General features: G+C 68.1%; 21 protein-coding genes and 2 pseudogenes. 12 read left to right on the top strand and 11 right to left on the bottom strand.

The features are described 5' to 3' along the window. Positions 1-199: 199 nt before the first annotated feature. Both ACQUQD_RS41070 and ACQUQD_RS41075 read right to left on the bottom strand, forming a co-directional pair. Complete coding sequence (locus ACQUQD_RS41070; protein WP_428949820.1) at positions 200-1,219, bottom strand: DNA-directed RNA polymerase subunit alpha; 1,020 nt, start codon at positions 1,217-1,219, stop codon at positions 200-202. 240 nt (positions 1,220-1,459) lie between these two features. Further along, positions 1,460-2,485: a LysR family transcriptional regulator gene (locus ACQUQD_RS41075; RefSeq protein ID WP_428957341.1), complete on the bottom strand. Its 1,026-nt coding sequence runs from the start codon at positions 2,483-2,485 to the stop codon at positions 1,460-1,462. A 145-nt stretch (positions 2,486-2,630) separates the two neighbouring features. On the opposite strand from ACQUQD_RS41075, the gene ACQUQD_RS41080 reads away from it, so the two are divergent. Beyond that, positions 2,631-4,109 (top strand): MFS transporter, encoded by a 1,479-nt coding sequence (locus ACQUQD_RS41080; protein WP_428957342.1) that lies wholly within the window; start codon positions 2,631-2,633, stop codon positions 4,107-4,109. A 59-nt stretch (positions 4,110-4,168) separates the two neighbouring features. Next, positions 4,169-4,576 carry a pyridoxamine 5'-phosphate oxidase family protein gene (locus tag ACQUQD_RS41085; protein ID WP_428957343.1) on the top strand — a complete coding sequence of 136 codons (408 nt, stop codon included), beginning with the start codon at positions 4,169-4,171 and terminating at the stop codon, positions 4,574-4,576. 273 nt (positions 4,577-4,849) lie between these two features. Here the strand turns inward: ACQUQD_RS41085 and ACQUQD_RS41090 are convergent, their stop codons facing one another. The 3 genes from ACQUQD_RS41090 to ACQUQD_RS41100 form a co-directional block, all read right to left on the bottom strand. Further along, positions 4,850-5,449, bottom strand: a complete 600-nt coding sequence (locus ACQUQD_RS41090; RefSeq protein ID WP_428957344.1) for a hypothetical protein — start codon at positions 5,447-5,449, stop codon at positions 4,850-4,852. Positions 5,450-5,877: 428 nt separating this feature from the next. Further along, entirely contained in the window at positions 5,878-6,747 is an 870-nt protein-coding gene (locus ACQUQD_RS41095) for an alpha/beta hydrolase family protein (protein ID WP_428957345.1), read from the bottom strand. Positions 6,748-7,204: 457 nt separating this feature from the next. Next, positions 7,205-7,477: a hypothetical protein gene (locus ACQUQD_RS41100; protein ID WP_428957346.1), complete on the bottom strand. Its 273-nt coding sequence runs from the start codon at positions 7,475-7,477 to the stop codon at positions 7,205-7,207. Positions 7,478-7,944: 467 nt separating this feature from the next. On the opposite strand from ACQUQD_RS41100, the gene ACQUQD_RS41105 reads away from it, so the two are divergent. Beyond that, a complete protein-coding gene (locus tag ACQUQD_RS41105; RefSeq protein WP_428957347.1) occupies positions 7,945-8,550 on the top strand; it encodes a hypothetical protein in 606 nt (201 codons plus the stop codon). A gap of 74 nt (positions 8,551-8,624) precedes the next feature. On the opposite strand, the gene ACQUQD_RS41110 is transcribed toward ACQUQD_RS41105, so the two are convergent. The 3 genes and pseudogenes from ACQUQD_RS41110 to ACQUQD_RS41120 form a co-directional block, all read right to left on the bottom strand. Further along, the gene (locus ACQUQD_RS41110) at positions 8,625-9,407 is read right to left on the bottom strand and encodes a class I SAM-dependent methyltransferase (RefSeq protein WP_428957348.1); all 783 of its coding nucleotides are present in this window, start codon (positions 9,405-9,407) and stop codon (positions 8,625-8,627) included. Positions 9,408-9,450: 43 nt separating this feature from the next. Beyond that, positions 9,451-10,571 (bottom strand): annotated as a pseudogene (locus ACQUQD_RS41115) (IS630 family transposase). Between the two features lie 765 nt (positions 10,572-11,336). Then, on the bottom strand, positions 11,337-11,543 hold the full coding sequence (locus ACQUQD_RS41120) for a transposase family protein (RefSeq protein ID WP_428957349.1): 207 nt from the start codon (positions 11,541-11,543) through the stop codon (positions 11,337-11,339). 140 nt (positions 11,544-11,683) lie between these two features. Between ACQUQD_RS41120 and ACQUQD_RS41125 the strand changes: the two genes are divergently transcribed. From ACQUQD_RS41125 to ACQUQD_RS41140, 4 genes are all read left to right on the top strand, one after another. After that, positions 11,684-11,833, top strand: a complete 150-nt coding sequence (locus tag ACQUQD_RS41125; protein ID WP_428957350.1) for a LuxR C-terminal-related transcriptional regulator — start codon at positions 11,684-11,686, stop codon at positions 11,831-11,833. 133 nt (positions 11,834-11,966) lie between these two features. Further along, positions 11,967-12,620: a DUF6357 family protein gene (locus tag ACQUQD_RS41130; protein WP_428957351.1), complete on the top strand. Its 654-nt coding sequence runs from the start codon at positions 11,967-11,969 to the stop codon at positions 12,618-12,620. 72 nt (positions 12,621-12,692) lie between these two features. After that, positions 12,693-14,081 (top strand): DUF6357 family protein, encoded by a 1,389-nt coding sequence (locus tag ACQUQD_RS41135; RefSeq protein WP_428957352.1) that lies wholly within the window; start codon positions 12,693-12,695, stop codon positions 14,079-14,081. Positions 14,082-14,227: 146 nt separating this feature from the next. Further along, entirely contained in the window at positions 14,228-14,479 is a 252-nt protein-coding gene (locus ACQUQD_RS41140) for a hypothetical protein (RefSeq protein ID WP_428957353.1), read from the top strand. Between the two features lie 30 nt (positions 14,480-14,509). Here the strand turns inward: ACQUQD_RS41140 and ACQUQD_RS41145 are convergent. Together ACQUQD_RS41145 and ACQUQD_RS41150 are read right to left on the bottom strand one after the other, a co-directional pair. Further along, positions 14,510-14,811, bottom strand: a pseudogene (locus ACQUQD_RS41145) (GNAT family N-acetyltransferase); the annotation flags it as partial. An 81-nt stretch (positions 14,812-14,892) separates the two neighbouring features. Further along, positions 14,893-15,249: an SH3 domain-containing protein gene (locus ACQUQD_RS41150; protein ID WP_428957354.1), complete on the bottom strand. Its 357-nt coding sequence runs from the start codon at positions 15,247-15,249 to the stop codon at positions 14,893-14,895. Positions 15,250-15,900: 651 nt separating this feature from the next. Here ACQUQD_RS41150 and ACQUQD_RS41155 point away from each other — a divergent pair. The 4 genes from ACQUQD_RS41155 (at position 15,901) to ACQUQD_RS41170 (ending at position 17,661) form a co-directional block, all read left to right on the top strand. Then, the gene (locus ACQUQD_RS41155) at positions 15,901-16,422 is read left to right on the top strand and encodes a hypothetical protein (RefSeq protein ID WP_428957355.1); all 522 of its coding nucleotides are present in this window, start codon (positions 15,901-15,903) and stop codon (positions 16,420-16,422) included. 224 nt (positions 16,423-16,646) lie between these two features. Continuing rightward, positions 16,647-16,928 (top strand): hypothetical protein, encoded by a 282-nt coding sequence (locus ACQUQD_RS41160; protein ID WP_428957356.1) that lies wholly within the window; start codon positions 16,647-16,649, stop codon positions 16,926-16,928. After that, on the top strand, positions 16,925-17,050 hold the full coding sequence (locus ACQUQD_RS41165; protein WP_428957357.1) for a hypothetical protein: 126 nt from the start codon (positions 16,925-16,927) through the stop codon (positions 17,048-17,050). Before ACQUQD_RS41160 ends, ACQUQD_RS41165 begins: the two co-directional genes overlap by 4 nt. 125 nt (positions 17,051-17,175) lie before the next feature. Beyond that, positions 17,176-17,661, top strand: coding sequence for a nucleoside deaminase (locus ACQUQD_RS41170; protein ID WP_428957358.1), 486 nt, complete (start codon positions 17,176-17,178; stop codon positions 17,659-17,661). Positions 17,662-18,282: 621 nt separating this feature from the next. Here the strand turns inward: ACQUQD_RS41170 and ACQUQD_RS41175 are convergent. After that, complete coding sequence (locus ACQUQD_RS41175; protein WP_428957359.1) at positions 18,283-18,738, bottom strand: MarR family winged helix-turn-helix transcriptional regulator; 456 nt, start codon at positions 18,736-18,738, stop codon at positions 18,283-18,285. A 69-nt stretch (positions 18,739-18,807) separates the two neighbouring features. Between ACQUQD_RS41175 and ACQUQD_RS41180 the strand changes: the two genes are divergently transcribed. Beyond that, entirely contained in the window at positions 18,808-19,635 is an 828-nt protein-coding gene (locus ACQUQD_RS41180) for an alpha/beta fold hydrolase (protein WP_428957360.1), read from the top strand. The last annotated feature ends 47 nt before the right edge of the window (positions 19,636-19,682 follow it).

The following is a 19,682-nucleotide window of genomic DNA, read 5'->3' on the forward strand; positions in this document are numbered from 1 at the left end:
CCGGGCGGGTGCCGATGACTCCGCACCGTGCTCCCCGGTGCGCCGTGGCTGTACGGGGTCAGGAGCCCGGGCCGAGATGGAGGTCCGGTATGGCCGCGGCCCGGACTGCGTCGCCGGGTTGTTCTGGCGGGTGCAGTCCGGGCCGTGGTCCGCTGGCCGGTGTCGGCGTTGGGCGGGGGTTCTGTGGTGGGTGTGGTGGTTAGTACTGTTCGGTTTCGATGAAGCCAGTGTCGGTGTCGTCGGCGCCGAAGGCGTCGGCGGCGGTGGTGGGGTCGAAGCCGGGCGGGCTGTTCTTGAGGGCGAGGTCCATGCCGGCGAGTTTGGCCTTGATCTCGTCGATGGACTTCGCGCCGAAGTTGCGGATGTCGAGCAGGTCCGCCTCGGAACGGGCCACGAGCTCACCCACGGAGTGGATGCCCTCGCGCTTGAGGCAGTTGTACGACCGAACGGTGAGCTCGAGGTCCTCGATCGGCAGGGCCAGGTCGGCGGCGAGGGCGGTGTCGGTGGGGGAGGGGCCCATGTCGATGCCCTCGGCGTCGATGTTCAGCTCGCGGGCCAGACCGAACAGTTCGACCAGGGTCTTGCCGGCCGATGCCATGGCGTCGCGGGGGCGCATGGCCTGCTTGGTCTCGACGTCGACGATCAGCTTGTCGAAGTCGGTGCGCTGCTCGACACGCGTGGCCTCGACCTTGTAGGTGACCTTGAGGACCGGGGAGTAGATCGAGTCGACCGGGATGCGCCCGATCTCCTGGCCGGCCTGCTTGTTCTGGACGGCGGAGACGTAGCCGCGGCCGCGTTCGACGGTCAGCTCCATCTCCAGTTTGCCCTTGCCGTTGAGGGTGGCGAGGACGAGGTCGGGGTTGTGGACCTCGACGCCGGCCGGGGGTGCGATGTCGGCGGCGGTGACCAGGCCCGGGCCCTGCTTGCGCAGGTACATCACGACGGGCTCGTCGTGCTCGGAGGAGACGACCAGCTGTTTGATGTTGAGGATGAGGTCGGTGACGTCTTCCTTGACGCCCGGCACGGTGGTGAACTCGTGCAGCACGCCGTCGATCCGGATGGAGGTGACGGCCGCGCCCGGGATCGAGGACAGGAGGGTGCGGCGGAGCGAGTTGCCGAGGGTGTAGCCGAAGCCGGGTTCGAGGGGTTCGATCAGGAACCGGGAGCGGAACTCGTCGACGACCTCTTCGGTCAGCGAGGGACGCTGAGCGATCAGCATGAAGTAGTGCCTTTCCTGCGGGGGCGCCCGCTATTTGACGCCGTGGACAGGGTGAAGGTTAACCGGCGGGAACCGACTCACCTGTCCCGCCATGCCTCTGCCGCCCCACCAAACCCGGCAGTGAGCTCCCCGCACGGGTTGTCCTGGGTGGACGAGATGCCGGGGGCAGTAGTCCCTAACCCTGGTCCGTGCGGTCAGACAGGACTGGACCTTCAGACGCTGCGCGTGGCTGCGGAGCGTTCAGGAAGTTTGGAGCTGATCAGGCTGGGCTGTGACGCCGACGGGTTGGTGCCGATCGTGCCGCCGCGCCAGGCGGCGTGGCGGCGGGAGCGGGCTGGCGGCTCGGTCGGGCACGGTGCGGCGCGGGTCTTCTTGTGCCGTCTGGCGTGCGGCGTTTAAGGCGGAGCGGGCGAAGTCCTGGACCGGACCCGTGTGCGCTCCGGCTCGCCACACCAGGCCGTAACCGACCGGTTCTGTGCCGGTGAGCGGCAGGTAGGCGACACCGGGGCGGGCGTAGTACGTCGCCGTGTGCGCGGGGGCGAGTATTGCGCCCTGGCCGGCCGCTACCAGGATCAGGGCCTCCTGCATGTTGGTCACGGCGGGACCGCGGGCGATGGGCCGGCCGGCCGGTGTCCTGGTGGGGGCGTGGTGCTCGCGCCAGTACTGCGGCTGTTCGCCCTCGACGGTGAGCAGCGGGACCTCGGCCAGGTCCTCCAAGGTCACCGTGTCCCGCGCGGACATGGGGTGCGCCGAGCTGATCACGAGGACCCGCTCCTCGGCGAAGAGGGCGGGCCCGCCGCCCAGATCGTCCTCGCGCACCGGGAACTCCTGCAGCTGGAGGTCGAACTCCCCTTTTCGCAGCTGCCCGTAGGGATCGCCGAGCGGTACCTCGCAGATCTCCACGACGAGCCCCGGATGGGTGGTCCGCAGGGACTCAGTGGCCTTCATGACGATCTCGCCGGCCAAAGGAGTGGCGAAGCCGACGTGCAGTACCGCGTCGACGCCGCGCGCGGTGGCGGAGGCGCGCGCGAGCGCGTCCTCGATGCCGCGGTGGTGCGGAGCCAGGTCGTCGCGCAGCTGCCGGCCGAGCGCGGTGAGGCCGACCCGGCGGCTGGTGCGGACGAACAGCGGTGCGCCGACCCGCCGCTCCAGTCGCTGCACCAGCTGGCTCACCCGCGCCCGGGAGAGCCGCATCTTCTCGGCGGTGCGGCCGAAGTGCAGCTCCTCGGCGAGCAGGAGAAAGCACTCCAGTTCGTCGCGTTCCATCAAGGTCCCCCAGGCGGCGCGGATCGGTAAGCCTGGTTGAACGAACGTTGCGATCATCGCCGTTGTTCCGCCCGTCGGCCGGGACGGAAGGTGGAGCAGCCGTCGAGACGCGGCCCCAACACCCCCTCTCCGCCGAGGAATCGCCATGACGTCATCACCTAACACCCCACCGGGACCAGCACGAACGCTGAGCGCCAGGGACTGGGGCGTCCTGCTCGTCCTGTGCGGTGCGATCTTCCTGGAAGGCATCGACGTGGCCATGCTGAACGTGGCTCTGCCTTCCATCCGCGCCGACCTCGGCCTGTCCACCGGCTCACTGCAGTGGGTGATGAGCGCCTACGTCCTGGGCTACGGCGGCTTCATGCTGCTGGGCGGACGCGCCGCCGATCTGTTCGGGCGCCGCCAGATGTTCGTCTTCTGGCTGACGGTCTTCCTGCTCTTCTCCGGGCTCGGCGGCCTCGCCTCCGAGGACTGGACGCTGATCGTGGCCCGGTTCGTGACCGGGGTCGCGGCCGCCTTCATGACACCGGCCGGCCTGTCGATCATCACCACGCGCTTCGCGGAGGGCCCGCAGCGCAACAAGGCGCTGCTCATCTACTCCGGCACCGGGGCCGGCGGATTCTCGATCGGCCTGGTCGCCGGCGGGTTGCTCACGTCGGCCGGCTGGCGCTGGGTGTTCTTCGCCCCGGTGGTGCTCTCCGCTGTGATCCTGCTCGCCGCCCTCGTCCTCGTGCCGCGATCGCCGCGGCCCGACCGGACGACCGGCAGGCCGGTCGACCTGGCCGGCGGCCTCACCGTCACCGCAGCCATCGTGCTGATCGTCCTCTGCGTGGAACGTGCCTCTCACACCAGCTCCGTCCAGACCGTGCTCACCCTGGGAGCGGGTCTCGCCGCACTGCTCGCCTTCTTCATGGTGGAGCGCCGTTCGGCTGACCCACTGGTCCGGCTCGGCATCCTTCGCAGCGGCGCCCTGGTCCGCGCCAACCTCGCCGCGCTCCTGTTCTCCGCAGGCTTCTTCGGCTTCCAGTTCCTGGTCGTCCTCTACCTGCAGGAACTGCGCGACTGGTCCACCCTGCAGACCAGCTTCGCGATGCTCGTCATCGGCATCGACGCGATCCTCTCGCCGGTCCTGATCCCACGGCTGGTGGCCCGCTTCGGCAACGCGCGCCTCATCCTCGCCGGTCTGCTTGTCACCGCCTTGTCCTACGGCCTGTTCCTGAGGGTCGACGCCGACTGGACGTACCTGGCGATGCTGCCCAGCCTGCTGCTTCTGGGCCTCGCGTTCGCGCTCACCTACGGCCCGCTCACCATCGTCGCCACCGAGGGCGTCGCGGAAGCGGAGCAGGGCCTGGCCGGTGGACTCCTCTACACCTCCTTCCAGTTCGGCGCCGCGCTCGGGCTCTCGGCGACCACGGCCGTCAACGTCGCGGCCACAGCGTCCAGTGCACCGGCCGCGCTGCTCGACGGCTACCGGGCGGCCCTGTGGGTGCCCCTCGCCGCGGCCCTGCTCGCCGTGCTCGTCGCCGCCTTCGGAGTGCGGACGCGCGCCGGCACTGCGGTCATTGCCTCGGCCGAGCAGCACCCCGCCGACCGTCCGACCGCCGGACTTCCCACACCCCACTGACCTCCCGTTTCCCGCCGACCTGCCACACACGGGCCGAAAGGCCGAGAGGAGCACCCGCCGTGACCACCACCGAAGTCGCCGCGTTCGCCGACCTCCAGGACACCTTCTTCCGCTACATACGCGACATCAAGTACGCCACGATGATCACCGTCGACCGCGAGAACCGGCCCCGCGCCCGGGTACTGCTCCCGGTCTGGGAGGTCGTCGACGGCCGCCCCGTAGGCTGGCTCGCGACCTACAAGACCCCGGTGAAGACGGCCCACCTGGCACACGGCCCGCACACCACGTATGCCTACTGGAGCCCCCGCCAGAACACCGTCCACGTCGACGCTCTCTCCACCTGGGGCGACGATGAGGCCGCCAGGTGCCATGCCTGGGACCTGTATCTCAAGGGCGGGCCGCCCGGGTGGGATGCGACCCGGTGCACTACTGGAGAGGCGATCCGCAGGATCCCGAGTACCACGTGATCCACATCGAGCCCCGGCGCATCCAGCTGGTACGGGGCTCGGACCTGGGCAGCACTGTCTGGAGAGCGGTCCCGGCGGGGGTGCCCGGCGGGTGAGGTCGCCGACGCGGCGGGTGCGGTGGGCTCACCGTCAAGCCGTCCCTGGCCCGGAGCGCACCAGACCGGGCCACCGCGCCCTACGTCCAGCACGTCCAGCAGGTGGCCGACGCCCTGGCCGCAGCGGGCGCTCCTCCTGCCTGATCCCCAGGGAGGAAAGTGTGTTCAGCACCCGTGCCTACTTCTCGGGGTCGGGCCAAGTTGCCACCAGTGCGCGCAATTCTGGAAAACGGGGACCGGAGACGTTCTCTTGGGAGGGTTCACCGTTGAGCCAGCACACTTGTGCCGGGGCGCCGTCGCCGGTGTCGAACAGGCAGCACACTCCGCCGCTGTTGGCGGCAAGGCCTATGAACGTCTCTTTGATGTTGGTCGACCGCGCGAACAGGCGGCTCATCCCTGACGTCGCTGCCCAGCACTCCACCGATGCGTAACCAGGGTGCAAGAAGGATTCGAACCGGATCGTCGCGTAGACGTACCCGATCTGAATGCGCCCGTCCGGCTCGGGTTCAGGGCCGCTCGTCCGCGCGAACTCGCGCAGTGCATCATCGAGGTCGAACATGAGGGACGTGTCGAGTTCCAGCGTGCCGCTTGTGGTGGAGTCCACCGGCTCGCTCGCGAAATGGGACGTGAACGGCAGGACGAGCCAGTCACCACCGGGCAAAGTGATCTCAAGCGGCGGCACAGCACGGGCCGGTGGCGACAGCTCGGCCAGTTTGACCAGCGCTCTGGCGACATTCCTAGGATGCAGATAGATGTCGTAGCTATAGATCAGTCCCATGCTTCCCCTGTCCCGGATCGAACCGGACCCTCTCATCTTCCGTTCCTCGTACGCCCGCTAGTTTTGGCGGGGCGCGCGGGATCTACGTCACAGTGGCTTCCCGCTGCCCGTTCGTGTGTGGGTCCTGTTGAGGCGTCGCCAATTGATGCGGCTGCAGGCCAACAAGACGAAGGAGTCGTAGAGTTGGAGGCGTCGTTCCCATCGCACGGACAGGCGCTTGAACTGGTGAAGCGGGGCGAAGGTCCGTTCGGTGAAGTAGCCAAGCAGCCCCTCCACTTCGCCCTTCTCTTGGAAGCCGCGCAGCCCCGGCTCGCAAATGACGGCGGTGAAGCCGTAGAACTTGCGCAGCGCGGTCCACTGAGGGTTCTCCTTCCTGCAGGCGGCTGCGGAAGATGGCCTTGTGGACGCTGTGGCCAGGGTTTGAGAGGTCAGCCCAGGTGCTGCTGGAAGAAGGCGGCCGCCTCTCTGCCGACGCGAATGCGGACGGTCGGGTCGGCAGGTTCCGGGGCGAAGAAGTCGTCGTGGCGGACATCGGGGCCGGCCGAGCAGCCTCTCGCTGTGGGGATGTGCTCCAGGTACGGCCTGGTGTCGACGTCGTACGGGTTGACCGTGTCTGCTCCGCCCCAGCGGATGCCCACGGGCACTCGCACGGTTGCCAGGCTTTCCGGGGTCACGAGACCCCCGACTCCGGGGGCTACCTGGAAGATCGCCCGCACCCGTGGATCGGAGAGGTCCGCGGCGGCGGCATCCAGCGCATGGCGTGACGATTCGTTCAGCGGATACTTCTTCCGCAGCGCCTCCAGTGCGCCGGGGAACTCGGGGATCTCCGGCAGAGGGAGGGTTCCCGTCAGTACAGCCCACAGCATCTGCAGATCGACACGGGCCCCGGCAAGGGCCGCCGCCGTGTAACCGCCGAGGGAGAAGCCCGCCACACCGACCGGACCAAGCACCTGTTCCCGGGCCAGTTCATCGAGGGCGAAGGAGACGTCCCGGGGCCGTTCCCATACGTGGAGAAAGCCCTCCGGCTCGTAGCCGTCGACGTAATTGTTGCCGTGGTGATCAAGGGCGAGGACCTGGAAACCCGCCTCGTACAGCGGCCGTACGAGCCACTCCATGCTGCTGCCCGAACCTCCGGTGCCGTGCGAGACGACGACCACCGGAGCAGGCCCATCCTGTGGGCGGCTTTGCTCCCACAGGTAGAGACGGATCGGGCGCGGACGAGTCGGATCCCGCAGGTCGCGTCGGGATTCGTCGTGCAGGACACGTATCAGCGGCTGCGTCTGTTCGGAGTTCGGCATAGCGGCATCGTAGGGAGGTCGCCTGTCCTGAGTGCTGGGTCTCCGCCCTGGCGTGCGCTCTTCTGCTTCGCGGTCGGTTGTGTGGCCAGCAGCCTGGCTGCACGGTGTGCTCGGACTGTGGCGGTCGTCGATCTCGGCGCAGCCCTCTTGTGCGCGAAGTCCGGCCGCACACGGTGACGATGAAGCGTGACTGTCGGAGAGCCGACCGCGGAGTGAGGCGGGGTGTGAGGATCCGCCGGTGACCACCGAGCGGACGGCGGAGCTGGATGTCTCCCCGCACGAGGTGGTGGTGCCCCTCATGATCCACGCAGAGACGCGCGTGGCACAGGGGCGCCGGTCTCCCACGGACGCTCAGCGGTGACCAACGTTGGCAACTGCCCACAGTCCACATGCAGGTCGCGCCGCTGATTGTCCACGCGGCCGCTGGCAGAAGTGCCGCTGTGCAAGTTGAGGAACTTCAGGGGTCCTGGATCAACCGTCGACGGCTGAAGGGGCGATGACGGCGGGCCACCTCCTGGTAGCTGTCGCTTACCCAGCGGCGGGGCGAGAGAGCCTGGGGGAGCGGGACCGGCGCGGCCAGGGTCTCGTCGCAGGCCGGGCGTGAGAAGACGTAGGGCCCCGGGGGTAGTTCTCCCCGTTCCGGCCGTTGGGGCGGGTAGAAGCCGGACCAGACGACCTCCGTCGTCGTGGCGCGGACGATGGCGAGCAGGGGCCAGCAGGCATCGATCATGACAGCGCACATCGACAACGTAAGTGCAAGTCCCCAAGAGAAGCGTCGCCGCAGCCGATGTGGAGCGGCCGGAGGCAGGAGCGGCGCCTTGAGGGAGCAGGGAAATCCGCTCGGCGGGGAGCGTTTCCGGGCGCTTGATGAAGTTGGGACAGTTCTGTCGCGTGGTCTTGTCTCGTTGGGCTCGGTACTCGTCGAGGTCCACGGCGTATGACGCCTGCTCCATCTCACGTGCTCGCTCCGCCAGCCGATGATCCGAGCCGCGGCGGGTGATGTCCCCGTTTTGATGAGGCACTCATCGCCTCATCCAGCTAATGGTGTTGTGTCCGAGACGGCTGTCTCGGGCAGGAGGGCACGGCGGCCCGTTGTGCGGGTATTCATCGGTGCGATGGTGCAGGACGCCATTGTGCCGGGTACAGGGGCCGGAGTCGGCCTTCATCGATACCAGCGTCGGAACGGGAGTACCGTCCATGCGTCTTTACGCCCAAACCCCTGCGCGCCGGAGTCGTCAGCTGGTCGCGGACCTGATTGCTCTGCTCCTGATCGCGGTCGTGGTGAAGTTCGCCCTGGTCGTGCGGGACGCGATCCTGACGCTGGCAGAGCCTGGACGAAAGGCGCAGAGCGCGGGTGACAGCCTCGCCTCCAGTCTCGGCGACGCGGGCAACGCCGCCTCGAAGGTCCCGCTGGTCGGGGACTCCTTGAAGACGCCGCTGAAGTCCGCAGCCGACGCCGGCACCAGCCTTTCCGATGCCGGACAGTCGTTGCAGGACACCGTGGGCCACATCGCCACCCTCACCGCACTCGCCCTGATCGTCCTGCCGACCGCTGTCATCCTGGTGTTGTGGCTCGTTCCGCGCCTTCTATGGATCCGCCGCACCGCCACCACCCGCCACCTCCTCGACGCCCCAGGCGGTGCCGATCTCCTGGCCCTCCGGGCCCTCACCGGGCCGCAACGCCCGCTGGCCGTGATCCCGTCGCCGCCCGACGGTCTGGCCGGTGCCTGGCGCCGCGGGGATCCGGACGTCATCGCCGACCTGTCGGCACTGACGCTCCGGCGGGCGGGCCTTCGCGCCTAATGCTCTGACCGGTAACGTTCGCCGGGTTGCCATGGATGAGCGGAAAGCCAGGATTCGCGGAATCGATGTCTGGACTATTGCGCTGAGGGAGCGCGCTGTGCGGTGAGCACGGGCTGGTAGTACCCGCTGGAGGCCGGACTGTGCCAGGTGATATTGGTGAAGCCGGCTTCAGCCACGAACTCTGTCAGCTGAGGGGTCGTCAGCGCCCAGTAGGTACTCCGGCGAACTCGGACCTGCCAGGTGTTCTTCGTGGGGATGAGCTGGAAGTGCTCCAAGTTGTAGCGCTCGCCGTCTTCATGCCAGTGCCACAGCTGGAAGGTGATCACGTGGCCATCGCGTGTTTCCGAGACCTGGGGAGGTGCCGCCGTGGGTCTGGTCTGACGCGTCTCGTCATAGGCCCGGACAGTGATCAGCAACAGTCCGTCGTCTCGGAGTACCCGTCTCATGCCGAGGAGGGCCGCCCGGAGATCCTTCCTGGTGAGCAGGTGCGGGAGCGAGTTGTCCGCGCAGAGCACGACGTCAAATGATGTCTCTTTGAACGGCAGTTGGCGCATGTCAGCCGCAGCGGCCGGAAGCCGGTACCCCCGGGCCGCCGCCTCGGCGGCGGCCCGCGCTGCAGCAACCGCGCTCAGGTCGCTGCCGATGACCTGGTGCCCGGCCTGGGCCAGCCCGATGGCCTGGGTGCCGATCCCGCACGAGCAGTCCAGGACCCTGTGCGGTCCCGCGCCGAGAGATTGGCGGACGAGTCCGCCCAATACCTCGGCCTGGTAGGCCATGCTCGCGTCCCAGTCCCGGAACATCAGGTGGTAGTCGTGGGCCAACTCGTCGTAGAAATCCCGCACGGAGCGCTCGGACATGTGTCTCACCGTAGTGTGTGGTCGCCGGGGAGTGCGGGCAGTTTTAGGCAGCGACTGTCAGACTTCGGCCGCCCCAGCGGATGCCCTTCTCGCTGCGGATACGGGCGCGTTCGCGGCGTTGGGCGGCCAGCACGTCGGGGTGGCGGGTTTTCGCGTTGCGCCAGCGGAGGTAGGCGTGGAGGATCGGGTCTGTGCGGTGTGGTTGCGGTGGTTGGAGTTGGCGATGGTGAACTGCCGCAATGGTCCGAAGTGGGCCTCGAGCGGGTTGGCCCAGGACGCGTATGTCGGGGTGAAGCACAGCTCGACCCGGCTCTTCTTCGCCCAGCGGCGGATCGTGTCGCCCTTGTGAGCGGAGTGGTTGTCCAGGATGACGTAGATCGGGGCACCGTCCGGGCGGGCCGCGCGGATCGACTTCAGGGCGGCCAGGGTGTTCGTGGCGCCCTTCTTCCTGCGGTTGACGCCCCACAGGGTGTCGTCGCCGATGGAGTAGCAGCCGTGGAAGTACCGGACACCGTGGGTGCGGTGGTAGGTCGTGGGATGGCGTTCGGGGTGGTCGGCGCGGGCCCAGCCGGCTCCGGTGGTGGGGCGGATGCCGAGCGGGCCGAACTCGTCGAACGCGAATACGCGGTCCGGGAAGCGATTCAGTACTTCCTCGATGCGGTCCAGCTTGGCGTCGCGCTCGGGGTCGGGGGATTCCTTCCAGGTCTTGGTGCGCTGGAAGGTGACGCCGCCGCGGGCGAGCAGGCACCGTGACGCCTCGCGGCCGATCCGGATCACACGGCCGTGTACGCGGCGCAGGTAGGCGGCGAGTTTGCGGAGGGACCAGCGTGTGAAGGGCTGCAACAGGCTTGGTCGGGCGGGTGGTGGCCGTCTGGACGACGAAGTCCTCATCGTCAGGACCGAGCAGGCGGGGACGGCCTCCCGCCCACCGAGGGTCCAAGCAGGCCAGACCGATCTCGTTGCACCGGTGGATCACGTCCCGGACCGTGTCCTCGTCGGCCTGCACCAACGTCGCGATCACCGGCACCCGGTTCCCGCCAGCCGAGGCCAGCAACATCATCGCGCGCCGGTAACGCACCGAACTGGTGCTGCCCCGGCGCACGATCTGCTGCAGCTTCTGTACCCCTGGTCAGTCAACCTGCGCACACGGACAGGCTCAGCCACGACACCCCCAGCGGTCGGATCGGACGTCACCGCTCATCCAACCGCTCGGATATCCAACCCGGCGAACCTACTTGGTCAGCGCACTAGCAGTGCTTCGTGCAGGTGCCGGTCCAGCAACGCAGCATGTCCATCAGGGTGTCGGGGACTTGGCAGAGGGTCAGGCCGGACTCGGTGTTTTTGGGTCCAGGCACCGAAAGGTGAGGTAGGTCTGAGCGGCGGTGACGTGATGGTGCCAGCCGTGCCAGGTGCGGCCTCGAAGTGGCCAGGCCGAAGCCGTGGTTGAGTTCGCGAGGTGCCACAACGTACGAGGAGGCCCTGACGATCACCGATAACGAGGTGGAACGCATCTTCCTCGTCCGTCCGGTTCGAAGAGGTAGCCCCTCAACCCAACTGACGGGTACGACGCGCTTGGTGGTCTCGCTGAGTGATTGCCCCGGCTGACTGACCGTCTCCGGCTGCACGGCCCCGGCCGTCGGCCGTGGGGGCGGCGGGATGATGTCTGCGAAGAGGAGCATTCTCGCCCTGTCTCGCGGTCGGCACCGACCGAGACCGGGGCGCGGCTATTGCCGGACTCATCCTGCCCTGGAACTCCGGCGTCGTCGAAGGACACGTCAACCGGGCCAAGTTGCTCAAGGGCCATGGCACGTTCGCCGAGGCTGCTGACATCGGCGTGAGCGCGGTCGTGACGTCGACCTAGCCGCTCAGACCCTTGCCCCGGAACGGGACGCGGACAGCATGTCCTGCACCCTGACACGCCTTGTTCGCTCAGCACTTGACGACGTCGGCGGCGAGAGCGGCGGGAGTGCCGTGGGTCCGGGCCGCGGTCACATCGTGCACGGCCCCGGGTGACGCGTCCGAGGTCCAGATCAGACGGCCGGCTGGATCCGCGAGGACCTGCACGTACATGCCGCGGTGCTTCTTCTTCCCCGAGTAGTACGGCTGGTCGGCGGCGATACGGCCAATAGGCAGCACGCTGCCTCGTCGAGGGTCACGTACGCCTTCTTCCGCATGGTCGTCATGGCCTGTTCCCGCGTGGGCGCGAGAGCGGCCAGGAGACGGAGACCCGAGGCCGGCGACTGCCGGTGAATGGCGGCTTGTTGAGCGGGCGGGGAGTGGGGAGGCTCTCCAACGCCGAGATCGGGGGGCGGCTGCACCTGGTCGAGGGGACGGTGAGGGTCTGCGTCAGTGCCTCGCGCCGCAAACTCGGCGTACGCAACCGGGTGGAGGCCGCCATCGCCACCTACGAGGCGGGCCTGACATGACGCGACGGCTGACGGGGCGCGGGGCAGGCCGATCTGCCGGTTCTCCTGGCTGTTCGTCGGCGATGAACGGCAGGTCCGTCCGATCTGATTCGACTACGCTGCTGGAGCTGACACACGTGAACGAAGGACGCACATGGCTCGCCCCTACAACCCTGGACCGAAACAGTTCGTCTTCGCTGCCGGTGATGGCAACGACCAACAGGTCTCCGTGGGCGACCCTCAGGAAGCGTACGTGGCGTTCTCCGCGTTCTTCCGTGATCGCGATTCCGGCATCTACACCATCAATGATGAACCGTCGGGACAGAGCTTGGTACTCATGCCCGGGCAAGGTGTGATCTCCCGGATCAAAGACGCGGACCAACCTCGGTCGGAGTACCTCCGGGTCGACAGGGCCAATCGCTACCTCCCGAGCGCGATGCTGTTCTTTGAGAACGGATATGCCAGCCTCGACCGCTTCGGCCAGTGGTTCTCCGACCTCGCCGACCTCGACGCGTCACCGGAGAAGCGCGGTGCCGCCCGCGCCGCCACGATCACGACAGAAGCAGCGGCGATCGAAGAAGTCGCTCGGATCTGGGCAGATTCGGGCAGCGTGAACCCGAGCGGCCAGTACTACGTCTTCTTCGACGCGCATGATGTCGACAATGACCGAGCCGAACGAGCCGAACTGCTCAAGTTGATCGAGTTCCTCAGTATCGAACGAGTCGAGGCCCCGGCCGAGGCCGCCGGGGGCGAAGTCTGGGTGCGCACCGACACACGCCTCGACGTCGAATGTGCACGGTGGTCGTGAACAGCTGGTGCGGGGTGGGGCTGCAGCATCGCAGTGATGCCAGACGGCGCCGTTCCTGGGAAGGCTGAGTCCGTGAGAGACATCGTTTTCACACGCAGCAGCGGCTGGATCCCGAACGTGATCCGCGAGGACGGCGAGCTGAAGCTGATGCTCGGTGCCGGGGCCGACGCCAACCACGAGCCGCGCACGTTCACGTTCCCGATCAGCGAAGCCCACCTTGCGGTGATCCGGGAGGACCTGGCCAGACACCTGCTGCTGTGGAGTGCGGTCCTTCCGCTGTTCGACGCCGCCGGAACCCGCGGCCGCCTCGACGAGAACGCTGCCGTCGCCCTCCTCAACCCGATCCTCCTTGCCTCGCCCGCGGACGTCGACGCGCTCTTCCAGCGCATCCGGTGGGACAGGAGCCGGCCTATCGCCCACGGGGCCGACATCGGTCTACTTGAGCGCGGTCAGGTATACGCGGCGATGCGCACGGCGACAGAGACGCCAAACGAGAAACGAGCTCAGGAGTACCACGTGGACCGCCGCCGCGCCGAGCGCGGAGCGGCGCTCGGTCCACTCGACGCCGCGATTCTGAGGTACACGGGCCAGTATCTGCACGGCGCGACGGTTCCGAGGCGGATGCCCGATGCCGTCGACCCCATGCTGCTGCCCGAGGTCATGCGGGTGATCGCCACGGCGGAGCAGGCGTGCGCCGGGATGCGGATCGGCCGCGATCCACGACGGGGAAAACGCGCCACGGACAGGCGCGACTGGGGTCGGATGGAGACGACGGTCGAAGCGGCCGTGCGCCGTGCACACCCTGAGTTCGTCGATGACGCGGTGCGTAGCGTGAGCTTCCTGATGTGCTCGGAGGCCGCGGACCGCTCCAGGAGCACACCCATCGAGGATGACGAGGAGGCTGCCGACCACCACGCCGACTTCGGCGGCAGCGCGAGGAAGACGGTCCTGTCGTTCACCGACGACAAGGGCGTCGAGAAGAAGTGGCTACGGGGCAGTCCCCGCACTGCCGCCGCGGAGTTCTGGGAGTTCGTCGGCGATCGTTCTGCCGCGGACAACGAAGTGTTCACCATCGAGGACGAGGAGATGGGTGAAGGGATCCAGCTCCACTTCTACGCGGACTCCATCGCCCGGATCACGACGCTGCGCGAGGGTGAAGGCAGATCGGATCCGGAGTACCGGGTCGAGTACAGCCTGGTCGACGGGATCGGCGGGTACCGGAACCTGGTGAACGCCTTCGTCCGAGGCGGCTACGCCGCACTCGAACAGCACGGTCCCTGGATGTCGGATGTCGCCGAGTTCGAGCGCGCGCCGGCGCCGCGACGCCCGGTAGTCTTCAGCGGAAGCCCGCGCCCGCGCCGTCGGAAGGACCTGCGGAGAGCGGGTACGGGCGCCGTCAGGCCTGAACGCAGACTCTCGACCCGATCCGCGCTCCCATGGTCTCCGTCCCCTCCACGCTGAGGGACGAGCTCCAGGGACTGCCCACCGGCCTGCTGATCGACACCTCGCTCGGCCCCGGCCGAGTGGAGACCCATCAGGCTGCACCGGTACCCCTGTGGACCGCCCCAGTATTCAAGGCCAGCAGACGCACTCCGTACGATCCACAGGTGATCAACCAGGTTTTCCGCCCGCCACAGCGTCAGCTCATCGCCGCGGCCATCCTGACCGCCGTCGTTGCTTTCGGCTGGTACGCCGTCCAGCCGGTCTATCCAGCATGCACGGTCTTCTCCGGGTCCTACGTTCCCGCCGGCACCTCTTCTGCAGACCGGGACGCCGCCGCCCGACAGGCATACGAGAATGCCGTGGCCGACGGGGCGTGCGGGCCATCAGACGCCCGGTTCCGAGACTGGATTGGCTGACCTGAGTGCGGTCCGCACCCGAGCACGCACTTAACGGGACGGCGTGATGGAGGAGGAACGCATGCCGGGCCACTGCTCGGCGCCCCAGGCCTCGAATCGTTCTGCCTAGGTGAACCGCAACTTTGCGGCGAGACGCATCGAATGGATGTTGGCGGTCTGGATAGTGAGGACCACCGGCCGGCTCGCCGGGACTGCTTCGGTGAGCCAGTCGGGTGCCGCCCGCGCATGCCTCGGCCAGCGGACCTGAATCTCCACGCCCGCGCCAGGAACAGGTAGCCGAGATCGGCCTTTTCCGCGGCGGCCGGGCGACGGTGCCCCGTCGCTCTCCTGAGCGGGAACGGCTGTGCCCGGCCCCGGTTCTGGAGCTCGGCGGCCGCCAGCCCGGCGGCCGCCGAGGTCAACGGCAGTTGGTCTCAGTGCAGTTCGGTCGGTACGTCCGCGGCCGCGGGGTGGACCAGATCACCGCGGATCCACCCGGTGCGGCCCTTGGCGTTGCCCGTGGTCATCTTGACCTTCCACCAGCTGTGACCGCCGCTGTAGGCCGAGGATCGATCAGAGCACTTGTTGCCCTTGTACACGACGCCCACCGACGTGGAACGTGAAGACGGCTTGGACCGGAGCGAGGCCGCCTTCGCGGTGATGTAGCAGCCCTTCGCTGCGGCCTCAGACGTCCCGGCCGCGACCAGGCCGGACGCCGCGAGGCCGGCGGTCAGAGCCAGCGCGGTGGCGGCCCTGCGGATCCGTGCAGTACGGGTCAGATCTTTACTCATGATCCGTCCAACCGCCCCGCAGACCAGCGCAGTCACGATCACTGGGCAGAGATCACCCAGACGGGGTGCACACAAGTCCTTTTGCCGTCCCCGGAAAGTCGTGCCGAGCCGAAGAGCCGACGCCCTGCACCCGATAACGACCGCCTTCTCGTAGCTGTGGACTCTGCGCGCGTGCCGTGGCGACTTCCGCGTGCTGCGATGGACGGAGGCAGGCGCGGGCGGTGCTTGCGTCATCGCCATGTCTGTCGACCGGCGCGGCCCTGCCTACTTCTCGCGCCGTACGGCTCGTGCGCAACTTACAGCGCTTGCCTCCAACGGGGGCGCGGTCGCCGTGTTGGGGGAGTTGGGCGGCACCGTGTCGCCTGTGGTCCTTGCGTTCGTCGCCCTTTAGGGGTGGGTAGTTCAGCGTTGATCGGGGACTTTCGGTGCCCGGGCCTCTCGGCGTCTGCTGTGGGGGACTTGGACAGGAGGCGTCCTGTGGCACACCGCCGACCGCGACTTCGGATACGTACCGGTGCGCCCCGCCCGCCGATCCCTCAGCAGCCCCCACTCCCTCGCAGACCTGCGACCACGCCTGCCGCCGCGACGAGTCCGCTCCGCCGGGTTATCGGCTGGTACCGGGCCGCTGACTGGGCGAAGCACACAGCGGTTGTGGCTGCCGTGATAGCCGCGCTGGGGCTGTGGCTGACCGCTTGGAGCTCCTGGAAAGCCGCTCAGGTAGCGGACGATCAGCTGAGGCACTCGGCTGAAGAGCAGCAGGAGGAGGCGCGGAGCCAGGTTTCAAAGATCGTCGTGTGGATTGAGGGGACGAGGGTCGTGGTCGTCAACCGGTCACTCGACCCGGCAACGGCGTGGCTGGGACTGAACAAGGACGACGACGCCGGAATCCGCTTGGGGACGTTGCCTCCCTGTACGCGCATCGAGTTGCCCAGGGATTTTTCCAAGATTGACAGGAAGTCCATTCAGGAACCCGTGGGAAAACTGTCCGACGCGTACGTATCGGACATCACGATCACTGACGCTGCGGGGCGGACCTGGCGGCGTTATCCAGACGGCTCCCTCGTGTCCATCAAATTCCTGAACAGGGACCCGATCGTGAGTCTCGCACCGGGCCCTCTGACCGGTTCCGCAGTGACCATGACGACTGTGGAGAAGTGCGGTACCTCGGACTGACACAGCCCGACAACCCGACAGCCCGATAACCCGAAACAGCCAAACTCCGCATACGGAGCCTCTGCCCCTGTTCCCGTGGCGCCCCACATGAGCGGCGACGATTGGCGTTCGTAGCCGGGGTAGGTTCGGCGTCAAGAAAACGCAGAGCGGCGAGGCCTATGGCACTTGGACGCAGGTGGTGATGCGGGCAATTTGGCCTTCGTCCGGGTTCGGTGGTGACTCCTTTGGGCAGTGACTTCGCGATCGTGGCGCATGAGGCGGTCGACGGCATCTTTGACGCAGCCACCCACCGCGATGGCCCAACCCTGGTGGTGTCGACCGAGGGACGTATGGACCGGGAGGCGTTCCTTGGCGCCGTGCGTGAGTCGCTTCCGCTGGAACCGCCGCTGGAGAGCTCCCTAAGTTGGGATGCGCTCTCGGACTCACTCCGGGCGGGACTGCACACCCTGCGGGTTCTCTCGCCCGGCGTCTGTCGCACCAGTAATCGCTGCACGGATGTGATGTGACGGACTGGGCAGTCACCAAGCTGCGCTGGCAACTCGCCCTCTACCCTCCCGAGAAAGCCGCGCTCGGCAAGAAGCGGAACGCCTGCCCGGACGCACCACTGAACGTCACCGTCGCCCGCTGACCGCGCCCGCTGCTGTCCGGAACAAGTCAGCGGCGGCTCGCTTCAGGTTCGCAATCCCGCAGGCTGGGGCGTGTCACCATCGGCAGGACCTGCGTTGGTGACAGAGACAGCTGAGAGGGGCTGTGATGAACGAGGTTGAACTGACCTATTTGCGGCGGTGCGTGGCGCTGGCGGCCGAGGCCCTTGAGGCCGGGGACGAGCCATTCGGCTCGGTGCTCGTGGACGGCACGGGCGCCGTCCGCGCCGAGGACCGCAACCGGATCGCGGGCGGCGATGCCACGCGACATCCCGAGTTCGAGCTGGCCCGCTGGGCCGCCGGCCACCTCTCCGAGGCAGAGCGGCGCGAAGCCACCGTCTACACCTCGGGCGAGCACTGCCCCATGTGCTCCGCAGCCCACGCCTGGGTCGGGCTCGGCCGGATCGTGTACGTCGCCTCCTCGGCCCAGTTGAGCCAGTGGCTCACCGAGTGGGGCCGCCCGCAGGCACCGGTACGCGCCCTGCCCGTTGAGGAGATCGCTCCGCACGTGAGGGTCGAGGGCCCGGTGGACGAACTGGTCCCCGACATCAAAGAGCTGCACCAGAGGTTGGCCGAGCGGTCCTCGCTCGGCTGACGTTCGGTGGCGAGGGCGGTGACTGTGCGGCGCCCCATGTCATAGGTGATCAAGGGTGCCTCTGTACGCCGCCAGATGATGCTCCGAACGGTGAACGCCGCGCCGCCTCGGGCCGCGCAAGAAAGCGGCGGCGCGGCCCAGACCCACGAGAACGTGTGCCTCCAGGCGGCGAACGACGGGCCGACAAGCTCGCCACCTGCCCGAACAAGCCGCTGGGGGCACCTTTACCCGGGGACTGGAGTTGGAGCCGCGTCTGTCGCGTTCCGGCGTCCTTGAGCTGGCAGGCCGCGCAGTGAATCACGGCTCGGTCAGCAAGCCGGGGCGTAGGGGAGGTTCACCAAAGGGCCCGCCCGCCTGGAGCCAGAGCGGTTCCTCGTCCTCGCCGGGGCACGGCCGCGGTCCGATCGCGCTGCGGCCCTCGCACGCTCACCGGCTGTGATGGCGGTGCAGCTCTGCTGGATCCGCTGCCCTGGATGTTCCTGAGCGAGGCCCCGGACCGGTCCCCGCCCGCTGCGCGCCCCGGGCGCCGCGCACCGTGACGACGAAGAGAGGAGCGGGCGGGGTCGTGCGGCACCGTCGCCGTCGAGCGAACCGTCACGCCGCCGCCGCGCCGCTGCCGCTTCAGGCCGAGCGCGCACGCCCGGCGGACTCCCGCACCGAGGTCAGAAAGCGGCGTACCGTCTCCAGCTCACCCGCCTCAAAACCTTCGGCGGCCGCCACTACCTTGCCGATCACCGGCCCGAAGAAGGCCCACCCGAGTTCTGTGGCCTTGTCCTCCACCTCCAGCAGCACGCGGCGCCGGTCGGCCGTGTCCCTGTGGCGCCGGACGAGACCGAGCCGCTCCAGCCGGTCCACCAGGGCGGTCGTCCCGGCCGAGTTGAGGCGCAGTTGCCCGCCGAGCCACCCGGCCGTGGCACGGGTTCCGGTCCGCGCCGCGTCCAGTAGGTGGATCAGCGCGCGCACATCGGTGGGATGCAGTCCCTGCCGGGCGGCGAACTCCGCGCCGAGCAGGTCGAACTCCACGGTCACCTGGCGCAGCAGGTGAACCAGCTCCATCGCCGGACTCTGCTCGTCCATGCCCATTCCTTCCGGCCGCAGCGTAATATCTCGCTTAACGAGAATATCGGTGAGCGAGAGGAATGTGTTGTGACTCCGTCCGCTTTCGACCTCGCCTACGACGAACTCCGCGCTCGCTGGCCCGAGTCCACCGAGGAACGCGACGTCGCCACGCCGTACGGGCGCACCCGGGTCCATGTGTACGGCCCTGCGGACGGCAGCCCACTGGTCCTGCTGCCCGGCGGCTCCGCCACCGGTCTGGTCTGGCTCGCCAACGCACCGGTTCTCGGCGAGCGTTACCGGGTCCATGCGGTGGACCTGCTGGGCGACGCCGGCCGCACCGAACGCCGAGGCACACCGCTGAAGAACGCCGACGATCTGACAGCCTGGCTGGACGCCCTGCTGGACGGGCTCGGGCTCGCCCGCACGCACCTGTGCGGTCACTCGTACGGTGCCTGGCTGGCCGTCAGATACGCACTGCAGGCACCGCAGCGCGTCGACCGCCTCGCTCTCGTCGATCCCACCCAGGTTTTCGCCGGATTCCGCCCTGGGTACCTGCTGCGCGCACTGCCCACCCTGATCCGCCCGAGCCAGGCCCGTGCTCGCGCCTTCCTGGACTGGGAAACGGCAGGTGCCCACCCGGACGAGACCTGGCAGCGCCTCTACGCGCTGGCCACCACTGTTCCCGGTCGCAAGTTCGTCACCGGAGGCCGCCCCCGAACCGTTGACCTGCGCATGCCGGTGCTGGTCCTGCTCGCGGAGCAGAGCGGCGCCCACCGAGCCGTCAAAGTCGCAGACAGGGCCCGTCGGATCCTCCCGCACGGCGACGTTGCCCTGCTCCCCGGAGCCACCCACCACTCCCTGCCACTCACCGCACCCAAGCAGTTGAACGACCGGCTGATGGATTTTCTCCGCTGACCGTGCCAGTCGACGGGTCGGCCGATCGCGACGACCGATTGTGTTCA

The organism is Streptomyces sp. cg35 (assembly GCF_050410835.1).
Taxonomy (GTDB): Bacteria; Actinomycetota; Actinomycetes; order Streptomycetales; family Streptomycetaceae; genus Streptomyces.